The sequence below is a fragment of the Pseudarthrobacter sp. BRE9 genome, assembly GCF_031844305.1.
Taxonomy (GTDB): domain Bacteria; phylum Actinomycetota; class Actinomycetes; order Actinomycetales; family Micrococcaceae; genus Arthrobacter.
In genome coordinates, this window is the sequence record NZ_JAUZUY010000001.1 from 290,762 (window position 1) to 307,503 (window position 16,742).

At 66.1% G+C, this 16,742-nt stretch carries 15 protein-coding genes; 6 read left to right on the top strand and 9 right to left on the bottom strand.

Features of this window, described 5'->3' with window-relative positions; all coding sequences use genetic code 11:
• Nucleotides 1-65 precede the first annotated feature (65 nt).
• The 4 genes from Q9R31_RS01295 to Q9R31_RS01310 all read right to left on the bottom strand — a co-directional run bounded on the left by Q9R31_RS01295 (nt 66) and on the right by Q9R31_RS01310 (nt 5,191).
• Nucleotides 66-1,700, bottom strand: coding sequence for an ABC transporter substrate-binding protein (locus Q9R31_RS01295; protein ID WP_311260963.1), 1,635 nt, complete (start codon nt 1,698-1,700; stop codon nt 66-68).
• A gap of 263 nt (nt 1,701-1,963) precedes the next feature.
• The gene (gene mnmA, locus Q9R31_RS01300; protein ID WP_311260964.1) at nt 1,964-3,097 is read right to left on the bottom strand and encodes a tRNA 2-thiouridine(34) synthase MnmA; all 1,134 of its coding nucleotides are present in this window, start codon (nt 3,095-3,097) and stop codon (nt 1,964-1,966) included.
• Nucleotides 3,098-3,247: 150 nt separating this feature from the next.
• The gene (locus Q9R31_RS01305) at nt 3,248-4,477 is read right to left on the bottom strand and encodes a cysteine desulfurase family protein (RefSeq protein ID WP_311260965.1); all 1,230 of its coding nucleotides are present in this window, start codon (nt 4,475-4,477) and stop codon (nt 3,248-3,250) included.
• 48 nt (nt 4,478-4,525) lie between these two features.
• Nucleotides 4,526-5,191: a helix-turn-helix domain-containing protein gene (locus tag Q9R31_RS01310; protein WP_311260966.1), complete on the bottom strand. Its 666-nt coding sequence runs from the start codon at nt 5,189-5,191 to the stop codon at nt 4,526-4,528.
• Between the two features lie 87 nt (nt 5,192-5,278).
• Here Q9R31_RS01310 and Q9R31_RS01315 point away from each other — a divergent pair, with 87 nt between their 5' ends.
• Nucleotides 5,279-5,701, top strand: a complete 423-nt coding sequence (locus Q9R31_RS01315) for a hypothetical protein (protein WP_311260967.1) — start codon at nt 5,279-5,281, stop codon at nt 5,699-5,701.
• Between the two features lie 148 nt (nt 5,702-5,849).
• Here Q9R31_RS01315 and Q9R31_RS01320 read toward each other — a convergent pair whose 3' ends face one another.
• Nucleotides 5,850-6,545, bottom strand: coding sequence for a hypothetical protein (locus Q9R31_RS01320; protein ID WP_311260968.1), 696 nt, complete (start codon nt 6,543-6,545; stop codon nt 5,850-5,852).
• 207 nt (nt 6,546-6,752) lie between these two features.
• Here Q9R31_RS01320 and Q9R31_RS01325 point away from each other — a divergent pair, with 207 nt between their 5' ends.
• The 4 genes from Q9R31_RS01325 (at nt 6,753) to Q9R31_RS01340 (ending at nt 9,899) form a co-directional block, all read left to right on the top strand.
• Nucleotides 6,753-7,697, top strand: coding sequence for a DnaJ domain-containing protein (locus Q9R31_RS01325; protein WP_311260969.1), 945 nt, complete (start codon nt 6,753-6,755; stop codon nt 7,695-7,697).
• A gap of 23 nt (nt 7,698-7,720) precedes the next feature.
• Nucleotides 7,721-8,188 carry a tRNA (cytidine(34)-2'-O)-methyltransferase gene (locus Q9R31_RS01330; protein WP_311260970.1) on the top strand — a complete coding sequence of 156 codons (468 nt, stop codon included), beginning with the start codon at nt 7,721-7,723 and terminating at the stop codon, nt 8,186-8,188.
• 213 nt (nt 8,189-8,401) lie between these two features.
• Nucleotides 8,402-9,010: an ECF RNA polymerase sigma factor SigK gene (gene sigK, locus Q9R31_RS01335; RefSeq protein WP_311260971.1), complete on the top strand. Its 609-nt coding sequence runs from the start codon at nt 8,402-8,404 to the stop codon at nt 9,008-9,010.
• A 10-nt stretch (nt 9,011-9,020) separates the two neighbouring features.
• Nucleotides 9,021-9,899 (top strand): anti-sigma factor, encoded by an 879-nt coding sequence (locus tag Q9R31_RS01340; RefSeq protein WP_311261615.1) that lies wholly within the window; start codon nt 9,021-9,023, stop codon nt 9,897-9,899.
• An 80-nt stretch (nt 9,900-9,979) separates the two neighbouring features.
• Here Q9R31_RS01340 and Q9R31_RS01345 read toward each other — a convergent pair whose 3' ends face one another.
• The 4 genes from Q9R31_RS01345 to Q9R31_RS01360 form a co-directional block, all read right to left on the bottom strand.
• The gene (locus tag Q9R31_RS01345) at nt 9,980-10,759 is read right to left on the bottom strand and encodes a PIG-L deacetylase family protein (protein WP_311260972.1); all 780 of its coding nucleotides are present in this window, start codon (nt 10,757-10,759) and stop codon (nt 9,980-9,982) included.
• 4 nt (nt 10,760-10,763) lie between these two features.
• Entirely contained in the window at nt 10,764-11,711 is a 948-nt protein-coding gene (locus Q9R31_RS01350; protein ID WP_311260973.1) for an electron transfer flavoprotein subunit alpha/FixB family protein, read from the bottom strand.
• A gap of 13 nt (nt 11,712-11,724) precedes the next feature.
• Nucleotides 11,725-12,516: an electron transfer flavoprotein subunit beta/FixA family protein gene (locus Q9R31_RS01355; protein ID WP_311260974.1), complete on the bottom strand. Its 792-nt coding sequence runs from the start codon at nt 12,514-12,516 to the stop codon at nt 11,725-11,727.
• 236 nt (nt 12,517-12,752) lie between these two features.
• Complete coding sequence (locus Q9R31_RS01360; protein ID WP_311260975.1) at nt 12,753-14,372, bottom strand: trypsin-like peptidase domain-containing protein; 1,620 nt, start codon at nt 14,370-14,372, stop codon at nt 12,753-12,755.
• 282 nt (nt 14,373-14,654) lie between these two features.
• Here Q9R31_RS01360 and Q9R31_RS01365 point away from each other — a divergent pair, with 282 nt between their 5' ends.
• Nucleotides 14,655-16,718, top strand: a complete 2,064-nt coding sequence (locus tag Q9R31_RS01365) for a TPM domain-containing protein (protein WP_311260976.1) — start codon at nt 14,655-14,657, stop codon at nt 16,716-16,718.
• The last annotated feature ends 24 nt before the right edge of the window (nt 16,719-16,742 follow it).

Genomic DNA, 16,742 nt, shown 5'->3' on the forward strand with positions numbered 1-16,742 from the left:
TGTGGGGCCAACAGTTAGGAGGCAGGACCGCCAGGGTCCCACCTCCTAAGCTGGTTTAATGGCGATTACTTGGAAACTTGTCCCAGCCTGAACTTGAATGATGCGTCCAGGGTGGAATCCACGCCCTTGACACTCTTCCCGGAGACCGCCACCTGGGCGCCCTGCAGCAACGGCAGAGTTGAGATGTCCTTAGCCAACTGGTTTTGAATGTCCTGGATGGTCTTCTCACGCTCCGATTTCTCGGCGGTGACAAGCTGTTTGGCAATCAGCGCTTCGACGTCCGTGTTGGAGTAGTGGTTGTTGATGTAGCCGCCCTTGGGGAAGAACGGGGTCAGGTAGTTGTCCGGGTCGCTGAAATCCGGGAACCAGCCGAGCTGGTACACCGGGTAGCTGTCCTTCTTGGAGGCCGCGTTGTACGTGACCCACTCCGTGGACTGCAGATCAACTGTGAACAGCCCGCTCTTCTCCAACTGGTCCTTGACCATGGCGTACTCGTCACCGGAGGACTTGCCGTAGTGGTCCGGGTTGTACTGCAGCTTAATGTTCACGGGCCCGGTGATTCCGGCATCGGACAGGGCTTTCTTGGCTTTGTCCAAGCTCGGCTTGCCGGAACCGTCCCCATAGGCCTGCTTGAAGGACTCGTTGGCACCGAGGAAACCAGAAGGAACGTTTGACCACATCGGCAGGTAAGTACCCTTGTAGACCTGGTCAGAAATCGCCTGCCGGTCGATCAGGTTGGCTACGGCTTGGCGGACTGCCAGTGCCTTCTTTGGATCCGCCTCCGACGTCTTGGCTCCAAACGGCATGGTGTCGAAGTTGAATACGATGTATCGCATCTCGCCACCGGGGCCGATGTTGACCTTGACGTTGGAGTCCTTCTTGAGGTCCTCGATGTCCGTGGCGCTGAGGCTGCGGTTGGCTACGTCAATCTGCCCACCCTTTACCTCCAACTTCATGTTGGTCTGGTCGGTGTAGTACTTGATGGTGGCCCCGGCGTTAGCCGGCTTGCCCAGAACACCTTTGTAATCGGGCCAGGCCGTCAGGCTGACCAGCGTGTTCTTGTTATAGGAGTCAATGACGTACTGGCCGTAGAACGGCTTGGCCTTGACGATCTCCTCGTCGCTGAGCAGCTTGTCCGCCGGGAAGACCTCATCGTCAACGATGGGCCCGGCAGGGCTTTGCAGGATCTGCGCGAACGTTTGATCATTGGCCTGCTTCAGCGTGAACACCACTGTGGTGGCGTCCGGCGCGGCGATGGACTCGATGTTGGTCAGCAGAGAGGACGGTCCGTTGGGGTCGGCAATCTTGGTCTGGCGGTCGAACGAGAACTTCACGTCCTTGGAGTCCAGTACGTGTCCATTCGCCCATTTGAGGCCGCTCTTCAGCTTGACTGTGAACTCAGTGGGTTTAGTGAAGGAGGCCGATTCGGCGAGGTCCGGGGCGGGTTCGGCGCCACCAGGCTTGGAGTTCATCAGAAAGGAGTAAATCTGGTTCATCACCATAAACGAACCGTTGTCGTACGAGCCTGCGGGGTCAAGAGCCGTGACCTTGTCGGTGGTGCCGTACGCAATGGTGCTGCCGGCATTCCCTGACGCCGTGCTGCCGCCGCCGCCCGACGGGCCTGTGCAGGCTGTCAGGGCCAGGGCGGAGATGCCTGCCAGCGCTATGGCGCGGTGCAGGGCCGTTGTGCTCTTTATCATCTGTGAACTTTCTGTCCGATGAGTACGCGCGCGCCGACCACATGGGTGCATATGCACCGGCGCGCAGTGCTGATCCCTAGATTCAATCAGAGAGTTCGCCCTCAGGACGGCCAATCCTGTGAGTTGAAACACAAAATTTATCTCATTGGTACCCCCGCCCACTGACCGGACAGCGGGCGCAGCCGCCCGGGGCACGGCAAAGCACCGGGAACGGCAAAGCACCACCCCGGTGCTGACCGGAACGGTGCCTTGGAAGGTGCGGACTAAAGCGCGGCGCGCTGGAGCGAACGGGCGGCGTCGATGGTGGCCTGGCCCAGTACCCGGCTGCCTTGGTACAGCACCACTGTTTGGCCGGGGGCCACCCCGCGCAGGGGGGTCGCCAGCCGGACCACCAGCTGGTTTCGGGCGGCACCATCCGTTGCTGATTCCACCCAGGCAGTGGCCGGTACGGGATCCCCGTGCGCCCTGACTTGCGCGTGGCAGTCGAACTCAGCTCCCGTTTCAACCTCGGCGATGGGAAGTCCCGCCCAGGAAACCTTGATGCCGCGGATCTCGTCGATCGCCAACAGTGCCTCGGGACCGACCACCACTTTGTTTTCCTTGGGCCGGATTTCCAGGACGAACCGGGGCTTGCCGTCAGCGGCAGGAGTTCCGAGCTTGAGGCCGCGCCGCTGGCCGACGGTGAATGCGTTGGCTCCAGGGTGCTCCCCCACCTTCGCGCCGGTCTCGTCCACGATGTCGCCGCTGGTCATGTCGATTTTTTCGGCAAGCCAACCCGCTGTATCACCGTCGGGAATGAAGCAGATGTCATGGCTGTCCGGCTTGTTGGCCACGGACAGGCCCCGCCGCTCCGCTTCGGCACGCACCTCGGCCTTGGACGGGGTGTCGGCCAGCGGGAACATGGAGTGCTTGAGCTGCTCGTGCGTGAGGACGCCCAGGACGTAACTCTGGTCCTTGGCCCAGTCGGCGGCGCGGTGCAGTTCCCGGTTGCCGTCGTCGTCTTCGATCACCTTGGCGTAATGGCCGGTGCATACGGCGTCAAAGCCCAGGGCAATGGCCTTTTCCAGCAGGGCGGCGAACTTGATGCGTTCATTGCAGCGCATGCAGGGGTTGGGCGTCCTGCCGGCCGCGTATTCATCGATGAAGTCCTGGACGACGTCTTCCTTGAAGCGCTCCGAGAAATCCCACACGTAGTAGGGAATGCCCAATACGTCGCAGGCGCGCCAGGCGTCCCGGGAGTCCTCGATGGTGCAGCAGCCCCGGCTGCCGGTGCGCAGGGTGCCGGGCATGCGCGAAAGGGCCAGGTGGACGCCGACGACGTCGTGCCCGGCCTCCACCGCGCGGGCGGCGGCAACAGCGGAGTCGACTCCGCCGCTCATGGCTGCTAGTACTCGCATGCTGGCTTTCTGTTGGGGAATAGTGTTTTCCGCCGGGGGCTGGACGCGCCGGCGGCGGAAACGATCTTCGCCTATCTATTCTACGGTGGCAGGCAAATCACGGCGGCATACAGGCCGGGGCTCCCGTGAAGATCACTGCGGGTGAAGCGTTCACGCGCCGCGCAGTGCCTGCCGCGCCGCGGTTCCCGCTGTCTGGATCGAGGACTCGTGCCCGGCCATGCCGGCTTGGCGGGCGCGCGAATAAGCCTCCGGCAACGCCCCGAGCAGGGCCTCGACGTCGGCCCCGGTGGATGCGTGCCCCAGGGTGAACCGCTGGGCTCCGCGCGCCGTTTCCTCGTCCAGGCCCATGGCCAACAGCACGTGGGACGGCCGCGGCACGCCGGCAGTGCAGGCCGAGCCGGTGGAGGATTCGACGCCGGCCAGGTCAAGGAGGAACAGCAGCGAGTCCCCTTCGCAGCCGGGGAAGGTGAAATGGGCATTGCCCGGCAGGCGGCCGCCGTGGGGCGCACCGCGGAGGACGGCTTCGGGAACACGTTGGCGGACGCCCTCGATCAGGCGGTCACGCAGTGCGGCGATCCGCGCCGCTTCCGCGGGCAAAGTGGCGGTGACAGCTTCTGCGGCGGCAGCGAAGGCGGCGATGGAGGCAGTGTCCAGCGTGCCGGACCGGACATCGCGTTCCTGTCCGCCGCCGTGCTGCACCGGTGTCAGTTTGACTGCCCGGCCCAGCAGGAGTGCTCCCACTCCGACCGGTCCGCCGATCTTGTGTCCGGAGATGGACATCGCATCCAGGCCCGAATCCTTGAAGTGCACCGGCACCGAGCCGAACGCCTGGACGGCGTCGGAGTGTACCGGGACGCCTGCGGCATGGGCCAGCTCAACCACACGGCCGATAGGCTGGATGGTGCCCACCTCGTTGTTGGCCCACATGACGGTCACCAGGGCTACAGCGCCGGGGTCGCGTGTGAGCTCGGCTTCGAGGACATCGAGGTCCAGGACGCCGTTGCTGTCCACCGGCAGCCACGCCACTTCAGCACCCTCGTGGCGTTCCAGCCATTCAACGGTGTCCAGCACCGCATGATGTTCGACGGCGGAGCAGAGGATGCGGCGCCGCTTTGGGTCCTCTGCCACGCGGGACCAGTACATGCCCTTCACGGCGAGGTTGTCCGATTCCGTGCCGCCGGAGGTGAAAATGACCTCGGAGGGATGGGCTCCCGCGGCCGCGGCGATAACTTCGCGCGCATCCTCGACTGCGCGGCGGGCCCTGCGTCCCGATCCATGCAGCGATGACGGGTTCCCCGTGCGCGCCAGTTCACGTGTGAGGGCGGCGAGCGCCGCACTCGAAAGCGGAGTCGTGGCGGCATGGTCGAGGTAGGCGGGCATCCCCCAATTCTATCGCGGTCTGTTGCCACCTCCCCGGGCGCGGAACCCTCAGTCCCGGCCGGTGATCCTTGCACAGCAATGACCAGAGCCGGCAGCCGGGGCGACACGGTCTTCCGGACTGCCGCATCCCACCGCGGCCCCGCGCAGGAGAGCACCGTTCATGTCGCATACCACTGCCGCATGTCCCCGCGAGAGCCAGTGGAACGGGCAATTGGAAAGCAGGTAGCCGCCGTCGCCGTCGCGCTCCGGCTGGTAGCCCGCTTCCGTCAGGAACTCTTCCAAATCACCGGCTGCCTCTGCCAGCTCCCGACCTTTCCGGAAGGCGGCCGCGCGGAGCGCTTCGCCAACAGGCGCGCCGGCTGCCTGGGAGGACTCGATGGCGCCGGCCATGAGTTCGCCGGCCAGATCATAGTTCCGGTCCGGCACCGATGCACCCACTTCGCTGCCGACCGGCCGGTACATCTTGGCGGGGCGGCCGGAGCCCGGCCCCGCCCGGCCCGCGGGCTTGTGGAACTCCACGGCCAGCAAGCCGTCCTGGACCAGCCTGTCCAGATGGAACGAGACGGTGCTGCGGGGCATCCCGGCAGCTTCAGCCACCTCGTCGCGGCCCAGCGGCCCTGGCGACGCAGCAACCAGTTCGAAAAGCTGCAGCCTCTTCGCGTCGGTCAGCGAGGCAACGGCAGCAATCCTGTCAGCCCAGGGAAGTCGGTACATGATGCCCACCAATCCAAAGTCAAGATCTATTGATTATAGATCGCCGTCTTTCTAAAATTGGCATACCTACTTTTAGAAGGAGACACCATGAAATCAGCATCGGCAGTACGGACCCAGAACGCGCTGACCACTATGCCGGCGGACCGGCAGGCGTTCCTGCTGCTGCGCACGGTCTTTACCGTCGCACCAATCCTTTTCGGCCTGGACAAGTTCACCAACATCCTCACCGACTGGACCGTCTACCTTGCACCCCAGGCCACCGCCGTCGTGCCGCTGACCCCCCAGACCTTCATGTACATCGTGGGCGTCGTGGAGATCATCGCCGGCATCGTCGTGGCTGTCCGGCCTAAATATGGTTCGCTGCTCGTGGCGGCCTGGCTGGCAGGGATCATCATCAACCTGCTGCTGCTCGGGAGTTTCTACGACGTTGCCCTGCGGGACTTCGGGCTGCTGGTGGGCGCGCTGGCCCTTAACCGGCTGTCGGTGGGGACCACGCGAACCACTGCGTGAGTACGCGGACTTCAGGCGCTGCGGTTAACCGCACCGCCAAGTGTTATTGCACATGCAGAGCCGTCGGCAGCTGAGCCCTCCAGCCGCCGGCGGTTTTGTGCGCGGCGGAATGTGAAGACCAGGGGGACCGCACGGACCTTACAAGGGATCAAGCAGACGGGGGCAGCAACGGCAGGTAGCGGGCCACGTCATTGCGGGCAGAAGCCAGGGTCGCCGGATCCGGGCAGGATACCGACATATAGGTCGAGGATTCCGCGGCACCAAAAACCCTTGCGAGTATGGCAGTGGACCGGCCGCCGGGAGCTGACTGCTCCAGCGCCAGCACCTCCACGTTCTTGCCTGGAGCATCCGGGGTACCACCCCAGCGCAACGTTTCCGTCTTCAGGTACGAGGGCTGGATGGTGGCGTCCAGGTATTGGAAAAGGGCGGCCGAAGATTCCCGGTCATCCCCCTTTACCAGCGGTGCCTGGCCGGTACTGACCCTCGAGGCAACAACGCACCCATCCGCCTTGGCATATTGGCTGGCGCCCGCCACGTTCTCCTTGACAAGCTTCCAGCCTGGCGCGTCTTTCAGCTCATCAGAAATACCTACGGGAACCCCCGGCGCCAGGGTGCGGCCGGCAGCAAAGGGCAGGTCCCGTCCGGCCACCGCCGCAGCGTCGTGCCCCGGGGTGATAGTGGGGGTGGACACAACGGGTGTGGTGGCCGGGGCAGCTGGCACAGAAGGGTCCGGGACGCCCACGCTGCAGCCGCCAAGAATCACCGCGCCCAGGCCGGCAATGGCGAGCGGCACCCCCCGGTTCCATGCCCTGCCGGCCCGCACCGCCGTCGTCGGCATATCCATCTCCACTCCGTCGCATCCCCTTCGGCCGGCGTCCGGCCGCGCAGGCACGAGTCTAGACGCCGCCCGCCGGGAACCCGGAAGCCCCGGACATTCGTTGTCACGGCAGGCCCGCCATCCGTGCTGGCCAGGCTGTGCTGGCTAAACTGGGCGGGCACTTTGCTTTCCCTGCGGAAAATTAAGAAGCCGCGCATCAAGAAAAGGAAGATCTTGACCGAGAGCAGCAGCTCCCACTACCAGGTCCTTCGCGTGGCCGTGACCGCCACCGAACAAGAAATCAAGGTGGCCTACCGGCGCGCTGCCAGGAAGGCCCACCCGGACCACGGGGGCGACGCCGCAACTTTCCGCCGCGTCACCGCTGCCTACGAGACCCTCATCGATCCACAGCGCCGGAAAGCCTACGACCGCACCTATGGCGCGGGTATCCGTGGCACATCGACCGACGACGGCGCCCACTTTGATGCGCCCGCCGCCGGGAGCCGGGCCTCCGCCACCGTCCGCAGGCCGGACAACGCCAGGAACACCGCGGGAGACCCGCCGGTCTACGTTCCGCCGTATGACGCAGGCGGCTCCGAGGTCCCCCTCATTCCCCTCGGGCAGGCACGCCAGCAGGTGCACGGGATGCCGCGGAAACGCGGAATCTTCGGTGCCGAGGCCCGCATCCAGCGCGAAATGCGCACGGTACAGCTGCTGACCCGGCAGGTGCTGCCGAACATTCCGGCTGCCCGGCTCATCAACGGCCTGCAGTCGCCGGCGGACAACAGCCACATCGACCATGCGGTCCTGTCGGGTTACCGGCTGGCACTGGTGAACTCCATGCTCCTGCCCAAGGGCGCCTACGCCTGGGACGGCCGGACCCTCAACCACGGCGGCCGTGCAGTGGCACCACCGCAGCTCGCCCGCGTGGTGTGGGCCATGCAGGACATCTTCCCCGAGCTCAACGTCACCGGATGGACGGTGGTGCACAGCCCGGACGGCAACCTGCATGAACCCGTGATCGACCACCACCGACGCCCCGCGGGTGCGCTGGAGACCGTTCAGATCGTCAACGCGGCGGGCATGGTGCGCGGCCTGAAGGAATTCCTGGCATCAGGCCCGGCCCCCAACACGGTGAACGTCCCGGTCCTTGCCAGGCTGCTGCGCGGCATGCACTGAGAACGGATGGCTAGGATGGGGAGGTGTTCCGCATCCTTTTCCATGCCCCAGAAATCCCCGGCAATACCGGCAACGCCATCCGCCTTGCGGCTATCACCGGCGCAGAACTGCACCTCGTGGAACCCCTGGGCTTCGACTTCTCCGACGCAAAACTGCGCCGGGCAGGCCTTGACTACCATGACCTCGCCGTCGTCACGGTGCACCAGTCAATCGAAGACGCCTGGCAGCACCTTCGGCCCGAGCGCGTCTACGCCTTCACGTCGGACGGCTCCACCAGCTACACGGACATCACCTACCGTCCGGGCGATGTCCTGATGTTCGGCCGCGAATCGGTGGGACTGCCGGAAGAGCTGAAAACCGATCCCCACGTCACAGCCACCGTGCGCCTGCCCATGCTCCCGGCCCTGCGTTCGCTGAACCTGGCAAACGCCGCCTCGATTGCGGTCTACGAAGCCTGGCGCCAGCAGGGCTTTGCCGGAGCCAGGCTTTAAGAACCCCTGGACCTGGGCTGACTCCCCCGGCCGCAGCAAATTCTCACCCGCCGTCCCATCCGCACCCTCCACGGCATCGAATGACTCTTGAAGACATTCGAGCGGAGCAAGGAGCGGCCGGTGACACTACTGGAGGCAGGAACCCGGCCGTCCGGCCGCAGCCGGGACGGCACTGCTGAGGATTCGGCGCCAAGAGACTTATGCTTGGACTTAATGGAAACTCCCAACGCGCCAAACTCCGAGGGCTCTGCCGCGGTGACTGACCCACCTGCAGACCTCAGCCAGCGCCTCTCGGTCCTGCTGGCGGGCATTGCCCGCGGGGACCAGGCGGCGTTCGCCGAGTTTTACCGGTTGACGTCCCGCAGGGTCTTCGGCATGGCCCGGCGCGTCCTGATCGATCCCGAACTCAGCGAGGACACCACGCAGGAAGTCTTCCTGCAGGTTTGGCAAAACGCCGCGAAGTTCGATCCGCAGGCGGGGAGCCCGCTCTCCTGGCTGATGACCATCTCGCACCGGCGGGCTGTGGACAAGGTTCGGTCGTCGCAGTCCTCCACTGACAGGGAAGCCAGGTATGGGGCGAGCACGCAGGACATCGACCACGACAGCGTTTCCGACGAAGTGGGCAGCCGGCTGGAGGCCGAGGCTGTGGTCCGCTGCCTGGCGACGCTGACCGAAACACAGCAGGAATCCGTGCGGCTGGCCTACTACGGCGGCCTTACCTACCGGGAAGTCGCCGAACGGCTGAATGCAGCGGTGCCCACCATCAAGTCCCGCATCCGCGATGGACTGATCCGATTGAAGACCTGTTTGGGGGTGAGTTGAGATGAGCGGAATGGATGAAGGCCGCAACAACCGTTCGAGTGCCTTCGGTGACACTGTCGCCATGGACCTCGCGTCCGGCCGCGCCGTGGACCTTGCCGAACTGTACGCCCTGGATGCGGTGACGGAGCAGGAACGCGACGCCATCGACCTCTACATCTCCACGGCCCCGGAAACGGAACGCCTGGCCTTCCTTGAGCGCGTCCGGCAGTCCCGGGAGGCACTGGCCCGCACGTTCCGGGTGGAGGAGGAACCGCCGTCGGACCTCTTCGAGCGGATCCTTGCGCAGCTGCCTGCCCAACTCCCCCGGCAGGAGGGACTGCCCGGTGGGGGCATTCCTGCACCAGCCGGAAGCACCGCACCCGCACCTCTTCAGGGAATGCCTGGCGAGCCGGAGGCACGTGACGAGCTGGCGCAGGCCCGCAAGCGCCGGGAGGACCGGCGTGGCGCATCCGGCGTCCGGCGCTGGCTGGTCGGCGTGGCAGCGGCCGCAGCCATCGCCCTGGGCGGTGTGGGCGTGGGCGCCTATATGGCCGACCAGAACGACCCCGTCAACCAGGTGGCCCGGGCAGGCGACCTGCGCGAAGCTTCGGTGAACGTGGTGGGCGGCGGCAAGGCCACCCTCCTGATTTCAGCGTCGGAGGACGCGGCCGTGGTGAAGATGAACGGCGTCCCCGCTCCCCCGGCGGGCAAGGTCTACCAGATGTGGCTGATCCCCAAGGACGGCTCCGCGCCGGTGTCGCAGGGCCTGATGGACGAACAGGCGCTGTCCAAGCCTGCGGTGGTCCAGGGCATCCATTCGGCTGCCTCACTCGGAATCACCGTGGAGCCCGCCGGTGGGTCGAAGGCGCCTACGCTGCCAACGGTGGCCGCGGCCCCGCTCGGAGCCTGACCTTTCACCAACGCGGCTGTCAAACGAAAGAAGCGCCCCCGGCCCCTTCCTGGGGAACGAACCGGGGGCGCTTCCCTGCCTTAGAAACCCGCGATGGTCCCCGGCCCGTTGACTGCCACCACGTGGAAGGCTTCCGCGCTGCGCCCGTCCGGCAGCCCGGCCCGGGCGGCGTTGAGCCGCATGCCTTGGCGGACAGTGGCCTCCATGGCGGCCACGTCAGGGTGCTGGCTGACATGGACATGGATGGCGGCCAGCTTGGCGTCCACCTGGGCGGTGACGTCCACGAAGTGGTTTTCCCGCTCCTCAGGTCCGGCGTACAGCCACAGCCACGGCAGCTTGTAGGCTGCCAGGCCGGCTTCGGCCAGCTCCGGGTAGGCGAACGGGTTCTCCAGGGCCGGATACACGGCGCGCGTCACCGCTTCCCCTACGGCCAGGTGGTCGGGGTGGCTCTTTTGGATCCGCTGCCAGTTCCGTTCCGGATGCATGGCGAGGACGACGTCGGGACGGATTTCGCGGATCAGCCGCACCACCCCTTTCATCACCTCGTGCGACGGCTCGAGGTACCCGTCCCGCTGGTGGAGGTAGTGGATGTCGGTGACGCCCACCAGTTCCGCGGCTCGCCGCTGCTCGGCGTCGCGCATGGCAATGATGTCCGCGCGGTGCGCCGGGTCGAAGCCGCCCGCGTCGCCGTCGGTCATGATGCAGTAGCTGACCTCCACGCCTGCCGCCGTCCAGGCGGCGACGGTGCCGGCTGCGCCGAAATCGATGTCGTCAGGGTGGGCCGCAAAACAGAGCACCCGCCCAACCCGGTGGCTGCCCGGGTTGAACGGGCTCCCTGCCTGCCCATGGAAGGCAGTCAACGATTCAGCCTTTGCGCTTCTTGATCTCGGCCGCCGCCTGGGGCAGGACATCGAAGACGTCGCCGATGATGCCGAAGTCCGCGATCTCGAAGACCGGGGACTCGGCATCCTTGTTGACGGCGACGATGACCTTGGATGTCTGCATTCCGGCTTTCTGCTGGATGGCGCCGGAGATGCCTGCGGAAATGTAAAGCTGCGGGGAAACGGTCTTGCCGGTCTGCCCCACCTGCGCGTCATGGCTGATCCAGCCTGCGTCCGTGGCGGCGCGGGAGGCGCCGACGGCGGCACCGAGGGCATCGGCCAGCTCTTCCACAGGACCGAAGTCGCCGTCCATGCCGCGTCCGCCGGCGACCACAATCCGTGCGTCCGTGAGGTCGGGCCGGCCGCTGGCCACCTTCTGCTCGCGGGCCGTGATCCGGGCGGCGGCAGCCACCGCGGGAACCTCCACTGTCGCGGTTTCGGGGGTGGAGGGTGCAGGCGCAGGTTCGGGGATGACGTTGTTGGCCTTGAGGGTCACCACGGAAACCGGGGTGCTGGCCTTGCAGGCAGTGTTGTACGAGCCGGCCAGGACGGACTTGTGTGCGGTGCCGTCCGGGTCCACAGCGACGACGTCCGTGATGACGCCGGCGTTCAACCGGATCCCCACGCGCGCCGCGATCTCCTTGCCTTCCGGTGAGTTGTCCAGTAGCACGATGCCGGCGCCGCTGGCTTCAGCCGCCGCTGCCACGTAGGCGGCCTTGGGTGCCACCAGGAAGTCATCCAGGTCCTGGGCGGACGGGCGCAGGATGCTTTCCACGCCGTACTCGGCGAAGGTGGCGGCGGCGCCGTCGGAAAGGTCGCCGTTGAGCGCCACTGCGCTTCCGCCCAGGGAGCGCGCCAGGGTCAGCAGCTCAAGGCTGCTCTTCTTGAGCGCTGCGCCGGGGTTGTCGATGTATACGAGTACTTTTGCCATGTCGATGTCCCTCTTAGAGCAGCTTCTGGGCGGCTAGGAAGTCAACCAGCTTGATGCCGGCGTCGCCCTCGTCAGTGATGATGGTGCCTGCAGTCCGGGGCGCCCGCTGCTCGGCGCTGGCCACGCTGGTCCAGGAACCGGCGAAGCCCACCTGGACGGGGTCGACGCCAATGTCGGCCAGGGACAGCGTGGTGATGCTCTTGCGCTTGGCCGCGATGATTCCCTTGAAGTTGGGGTACCGGGGCTCGTTGATTTGGTCCGTCACGGACACCACGGCGGGCAGCGGTGCCTCGACGGTCTCCGAGGAGGTGTCCGCGTCGCGGCGGGCCGTCAACCGGCCGCCGTCGACCTCCAGCGTGGATGCAAAGGTCACCTGGGGCAGCCCGAGCCGTTCGGCCAACTGCGCCGGAACAAGCGAGGTTTCGCCGTCGGTGGACGCCATGCCGGTGATGACCAGGTCCACGCCGCCCAAGTGCTGGACCGCTGCCGCGAGTGCAAGCGAAGTGGCGGCCGCGTCCGAGCCGGCCAGGGCATCGTCCGTGAGGTGGACGCCCTCGGTGGCCCCCATTTGCAGCGCCTTCTTGACGGCGTTGACAGCTCCGGAAGGACCCATGCTGAGGGCGATGACCTGGTTGCCCGCCTTGCTTCCGCCCCTCGCCTCGGCCAGCTGCAGCGCTGCCTCGAGGGCGTACTCGTCAAGCTCGGACAGAATGCTTTCGTCGCGGTCCACGGTGTTGCCCTCACCGTTGAGGTGACGGTCGAACTGGGCGTCCGGTACATGTTTGACCAGGACTACGATCTTCAATGTCTCTTCCACTGTGTTTACAGCAGCCTTCCATGCTTGTGGACAGCCAGCCGGGTGGGTCATGGCCGCGGAATGCCCGGCAGGCGGGTAGCTCCTAGCTAACCATATCGGCGCACCCCCGCGCCCTCTTCCGTTAACGCCTGTGTCAGGGCGTCCCCGGCATGCAGCATGACGACGGCGGGGCCCCTGGGTGGGGACGCCGCCGTCGTCATTGCTCCACGGTGTTGCTGCCGGCGTCAGCTGGCCGCGGCACCCAGTGTGACGTCGAAGGTCTGCTCTTTGCCGCTGCGCTGGACCGTGATCTTTACGGTCGAGCCTGCCGGCTGTTCGCGGACGGCTGCGGTCAACTGGTTCGGTTCGCCGATGGTGAGGTCGTTGAACTTGGTGATGACGTCACCGACCTTGATGCCGGCCTTTCCTGCCGCCGAGTTGGGGTCGACGGTGGCGACATCGGCTCCTACCGAGAATTCGGAGGATGCACCCGATGTGGTCTTGGCCTTGACGCTGACGCCCAGCTGGCCGTGCGAGGCCTTGCCGGTGTCGATGATTTCCTGGGCCACGCGCTTCGCATTGTTGATCGGGATGCTGAAGCCGACGCCGATGTTGCCGCTCTGGGACGTGGACGTCCCGGATCCAGCGGAGGCGATGGCGACGTTGACGCCGATGATCTCGCCCTTGCTGTTCACCAGGGCGCCGCCGGAGTTGCCGGGGTTGATGGCCGCGTCTGTCTGGATGACGTTGATGGCGATGGAGCCCTCGCCGGAGCTTTGCTGGCTTTGGCCGCCGCCCGGAGGCGCGAACTGGAAGCCCTGGTCGCCGCCCTGGCTGTTGTCACCGCCCTCGGGCGCTGCGGAGGAGGCCACGCTGATGGTCCGGTTGAGGGTGGAGACAATGCCGTCCGTGACCGTTCCGGTCAGGCCGAGCGGGGATCCGATGGCGATGGCGGTGTCCCCCACGTTGAGCTTGGAGGAATCCCCGAGGGTGGCGCGGGTAAGGCTTGAGGTGTCGTCAACCTTGATGACGGCGAGGTCGGACAAGGGGTCGGTGCCCACCAGCTTTGCGGGCAGGACCTTTCCGTCACTGGTCCGGATTTCGAGGGTGGCGTTGGCGGTCTGGCCGTCGAGGGTCACGACGTGGGTGTTGGTCAGGATGTGCCCTTGGTCATCAAGGACAATGCCCGAACCAGTGCCCCCTGAGCTGCCGCTGGTGGCACTGATGGTGACGACGCTGGGCGAGGCCTTCACGGCAGCCGCGGTGATGGCGTTGACGTCATCCTTGTTGTTGACGATGACCGTCCCGGGCTGGCTGTTGCCGGTGACGGTTGACGTGCTGGACCCGGTGGTGCCGAACAGTTCGCCGGCGCCAACCGTGGCCACGCCGCCGCCGACGAGGCCCGCCGCGAGGATGCTGGCCACGAGGGTGCCGATGCCGAAGCTCGCCTTCCGTCGCGGCGCATCCTTGGGGTTGGGGGCCAGGCCAACGCTCCCGTTGGACGTTCCGTGGCCCGCATCGTGAACGGGTTGGCCATTCTGGTGCTGCTGCTGGCCGTAGTATCCGGACTGGCCGTAGAACGGCTGCCGCTGCGGATACACAGGGCGCGGGGCACCCGGCAACTCCTGGGTGTGGTTTTCACCCGTCTGCGGCTGGTCCAGCCGCTCTGTGTTGTTCTGGTATCCCGTGGTGTTCTGGCGTGCCCTGTCGTTCTGCTGCTCCCCGCCGTTCCCATACTGAGTGGCCGCCGGGCGGTCTCCGGGCTGCTGCGGGTCCTGCTGCTGGGGGCCCTGCTGCTGCCACGGGTTCCGGCTGCCCGCGTGGCTGTCCTCCGGGACCGGTCCTGGGGTTTGATTCTCAGTCATGGGACTTCCTTTCATCCTCGTCTGCCATTAACTATGTACCGTCGCGCTGGAACAAGCTCGGATGTTTGCTGGGAGCTTGCTGAACGGTCTGATGGTGGCCGCCTTCGCGGCGCGGCGTTTCGCTGGGGGCATATTCGGCCGCATGGACTGGCTGTGGGGTGCACCATAGAATCAAGATGAATTGCCACAGCGACCTGCGGCTTCACACCAAGCGTGGGGGCGCTGCTGGATTCGACGACTGATTCGTCCCGAATCGGTGTCAGGCGTGCTGAAGGGTTGCACATGCGGTCAAAGTTCAAACGTATCCTCGCCGTGATCGGCCTTGCCGGATTGCTGGCGGTACCCGCCGGCGCCGCTTGGGCCGAGAACCCGGTTACCATTCCCTCTGGCACCAACATCGTTGATGGCGCCAATGTCCTGGGCAGCCGGAAGGGCGAGGTCCAGGACGCCATCCAGAAGCTGTTGAAGGACCACAAGTACAACCTGTACGTGGTCACGGTTAAGTCTTTCGAGAACCCCGCTGATCCAGCCGCCTGGAGCAGTGCCGTGGCGCAGGCCAAGGGAATGGGCAAGGCAGACGCGATCCTCGCCATCGCCACCGAGCAGGGGAAATACTACTTCTCCCCCAACTCCACCAGTTCCATTTACTCCAAGCGCAGCAACATCACACAGAATGCTGTGGCCGCAAACCTCGGCGCCGGCAAGCGGGACTTCGCCCAGGCTGCCATTGATACTGCCTCAGCCATCGGTGACGCCGCCGGCGGCGGCAGCGGCAACGTGTCATCCGGGGACGGAGCAGGCGCAGGCATCCTCGTAGGTGCGGGCGTAGTCGTGGCCGGGGGCGGCGCCTACCTGTATTACCGGAACCGCCGGAAGAAGGCTGCGGGCCAGGACGCGTCCAGCGGAAGCTACGGCCCCCAGGGCGCCGAACTGGATCCGCTGGCATCGCTCAGCGTGGAGGAACTCCGCCGGAGGAGCGGTTCTCTGCTGATCGAGGCGGATGACGCCATCAAGTCCAGCGAGCAGGAACTTGGCTTTGCCCAGGCGCAGTACGGTGATTCCGCCGTCGGAAACTTCACCAACGCCCTGGCCGAGGCGAAGGCCCACATGACGGAGTCCTTCAAACTGCAGCAGCAGCTCGACGACCACATTCCGGACACCGAGGAGCAGCAACGGACCTGGCTGGGCGAGATCATCCGCCGCTCCGAGGCGGCCCTGGCCTCCCTCCAGGAGCAGAAGGCGGACTTTGACTCCTTGCGTGAGCTGGAGAAGAACGCGCCGCAGGCCCTTGCCGCAGTCAACGCCGGAGCCCGCGAAGCCGACGCCAAGATCGCCAGCGCCGAGCAGTCCCTGGCCGCCATGCGGTCCAAGTACGCAGACAGTGCACTGTCCCAGGTCTCGGACAACATCGTGCAGGCCAAGGAACGGCTGGCCTTCGTCCAGAATGCGTCCGGAACCGCGCAACAGAAGCTCAGTGAGGGCGAGAGCAGCCTGGCAGCCGTCGCCGTCCGCGCAGCCGAAGAAAGCCTGCACCAGACCAATGTCCTCCTGGACGCCATCGCCAAGGTCGCCACGAACCTCGATGAGGCCCGCAACGGCCTCGAAGCAGCGGTGGTGGATACGTCCCAGGACCTGGCCCAGGCAAAGGCCATCATCCAGTCCGGATCCCACGCCGAACTGGCCGGGCCGGTAGCGGCGGTGGAGGCCGCGCTGGCCCAGGTCAAGAACGAGATCCGGGGCGGAAAGATCGACCCCATCGCCACCCTGCAGCGGGTCGAAACCGCGCACCAGTCCCTGGACCAGGCCCTGACCGGGATCCGGGACCAGCAGGAACAGGCCCGGCGGGCACAGGCATCGCTGCAGCAGACCATCACGTCCGCCCAGGCCCAGATCAGTGCCACGTCCGACTACATCACGGCCCGCCGCGGCGGCGTGGGCACCGAGGCACGCACCAGGCTGGCAGAGTCGCAGCGGAACCTCGACTACGCACTGTCCATCGCCCGCACCGACCCCGTCACGGCACTTACCTACGCACAGCAGGGGCACGCCCTGGCAGCGCAGGCGGCGCAGTTGGCCCAGGCCGACGTCGACCACTTCGACGGCTACGCCAACCAGGGCTTCGGCCGCGGCGGCATGTTCGGCGGCGGAGGCGGCGGCGGACTGGGCGGTGCAATCCTTGGCGGCATCCTGATCAACTCCATCCTCAACGGTGGCCACGGCGGCTGGGGCGGCGGCGGTGGCTGGGGTGACGGCGGCGGAGGCGGCGGCTTCGGCGGAGACGGCGGTTTCGGCGGCGGGGACTTCGGTGGCGGCGATTTCGGCGGCGGCGACTCCGGCAGTTTCTAAGAACTTCCGCCAGGAACACGCCGG

What these genes read in the sequence shown, in the direction of transcription:
- Q9R31_RS01295 (WP_311260963.1), bottom strand. Translation starts at nt 1,700, where the DNA reads ATGATAAAGAGCACAACGGCCCTGCACCGCGCCATAGCGCTGGCAGGC.
- mnmA (WP_311260964.1), bottom strand. Translation starts at nt 3,097, where the DNA reads ATGCGAGTACTAGCAGCCATGAGCGGCGGAGTCGACTCCGCTGTTGCC.
- Q9R31_RS01305 (WP_311260965.1), bottom strand. Translation starts at nt 4,477, where the DNA reads ATGCCCGCCTACCTCGACCATGCCGCCACGACTCCGCTTTCGAGTGCG.
- Q9R31_RS01310 (WP_311260966.1), bottom strand. Translation starts at nt 5,191, where the DNA reads ATGTACCGACTTCCCTGGGCTGACAGGATTGCTGCCGTTGCCTCGCTG.
- Q9R31_RS01315 (WP_311260967.1), top strand. Translation starts at nt 5,279, where the DNA reads ATGAAATCAGCATCGGCAGTACGGACCCAGAACGCGCTGACCACTATG.
- Q9R31_RS01320 (WP_311260968.1), bottom strand. Translation starts at nt 6,545, where the DNA reads ATGGATATGCCGACGACGGCGGTGCGGGCCGGCAGGGCATGGAACCGG.
- sigK (WP_311260971.1), top strand. Translation starts at nt 8,402, where the DNA reads ATGGAAACTCCCAACGCGCCAAACTCCGAGGGCTCTGCCGCGGTGACT.
- Q9R31_RS01340 (WP_311261615.1), top strand. Translation starts at nt 9,021, where the DNA reads ATGGATGAAGGCCGCAACAACCGTTCGAGTGCCTTCGGTGACACTGTC.
- Q9R31_RS01350 (WP_311260973.1), bottom strand. Translation starts at nt 11,711, where the DNA reads ATGGCAAAAGTACTCGTATACATCGACAACCCCGGCGCAGCGCTCAAG.
- Q9R31_RS01360 (WP_311260975.1), bottom strand. Translation starts at nt 14,372, where the DNA reads ATGACTGAGAATCAAACCCCAGGACCGGTCCCGGAGGACAGCCACGCG.
- Q9R31_RS01365 (WP_311260976.1), top strand. Translation starts at nt 14,655, where the DNA reads ATGCGGTCAAAGTTCAAACGTATCCTCGCCGTGATCGGCCTTGCCGGA.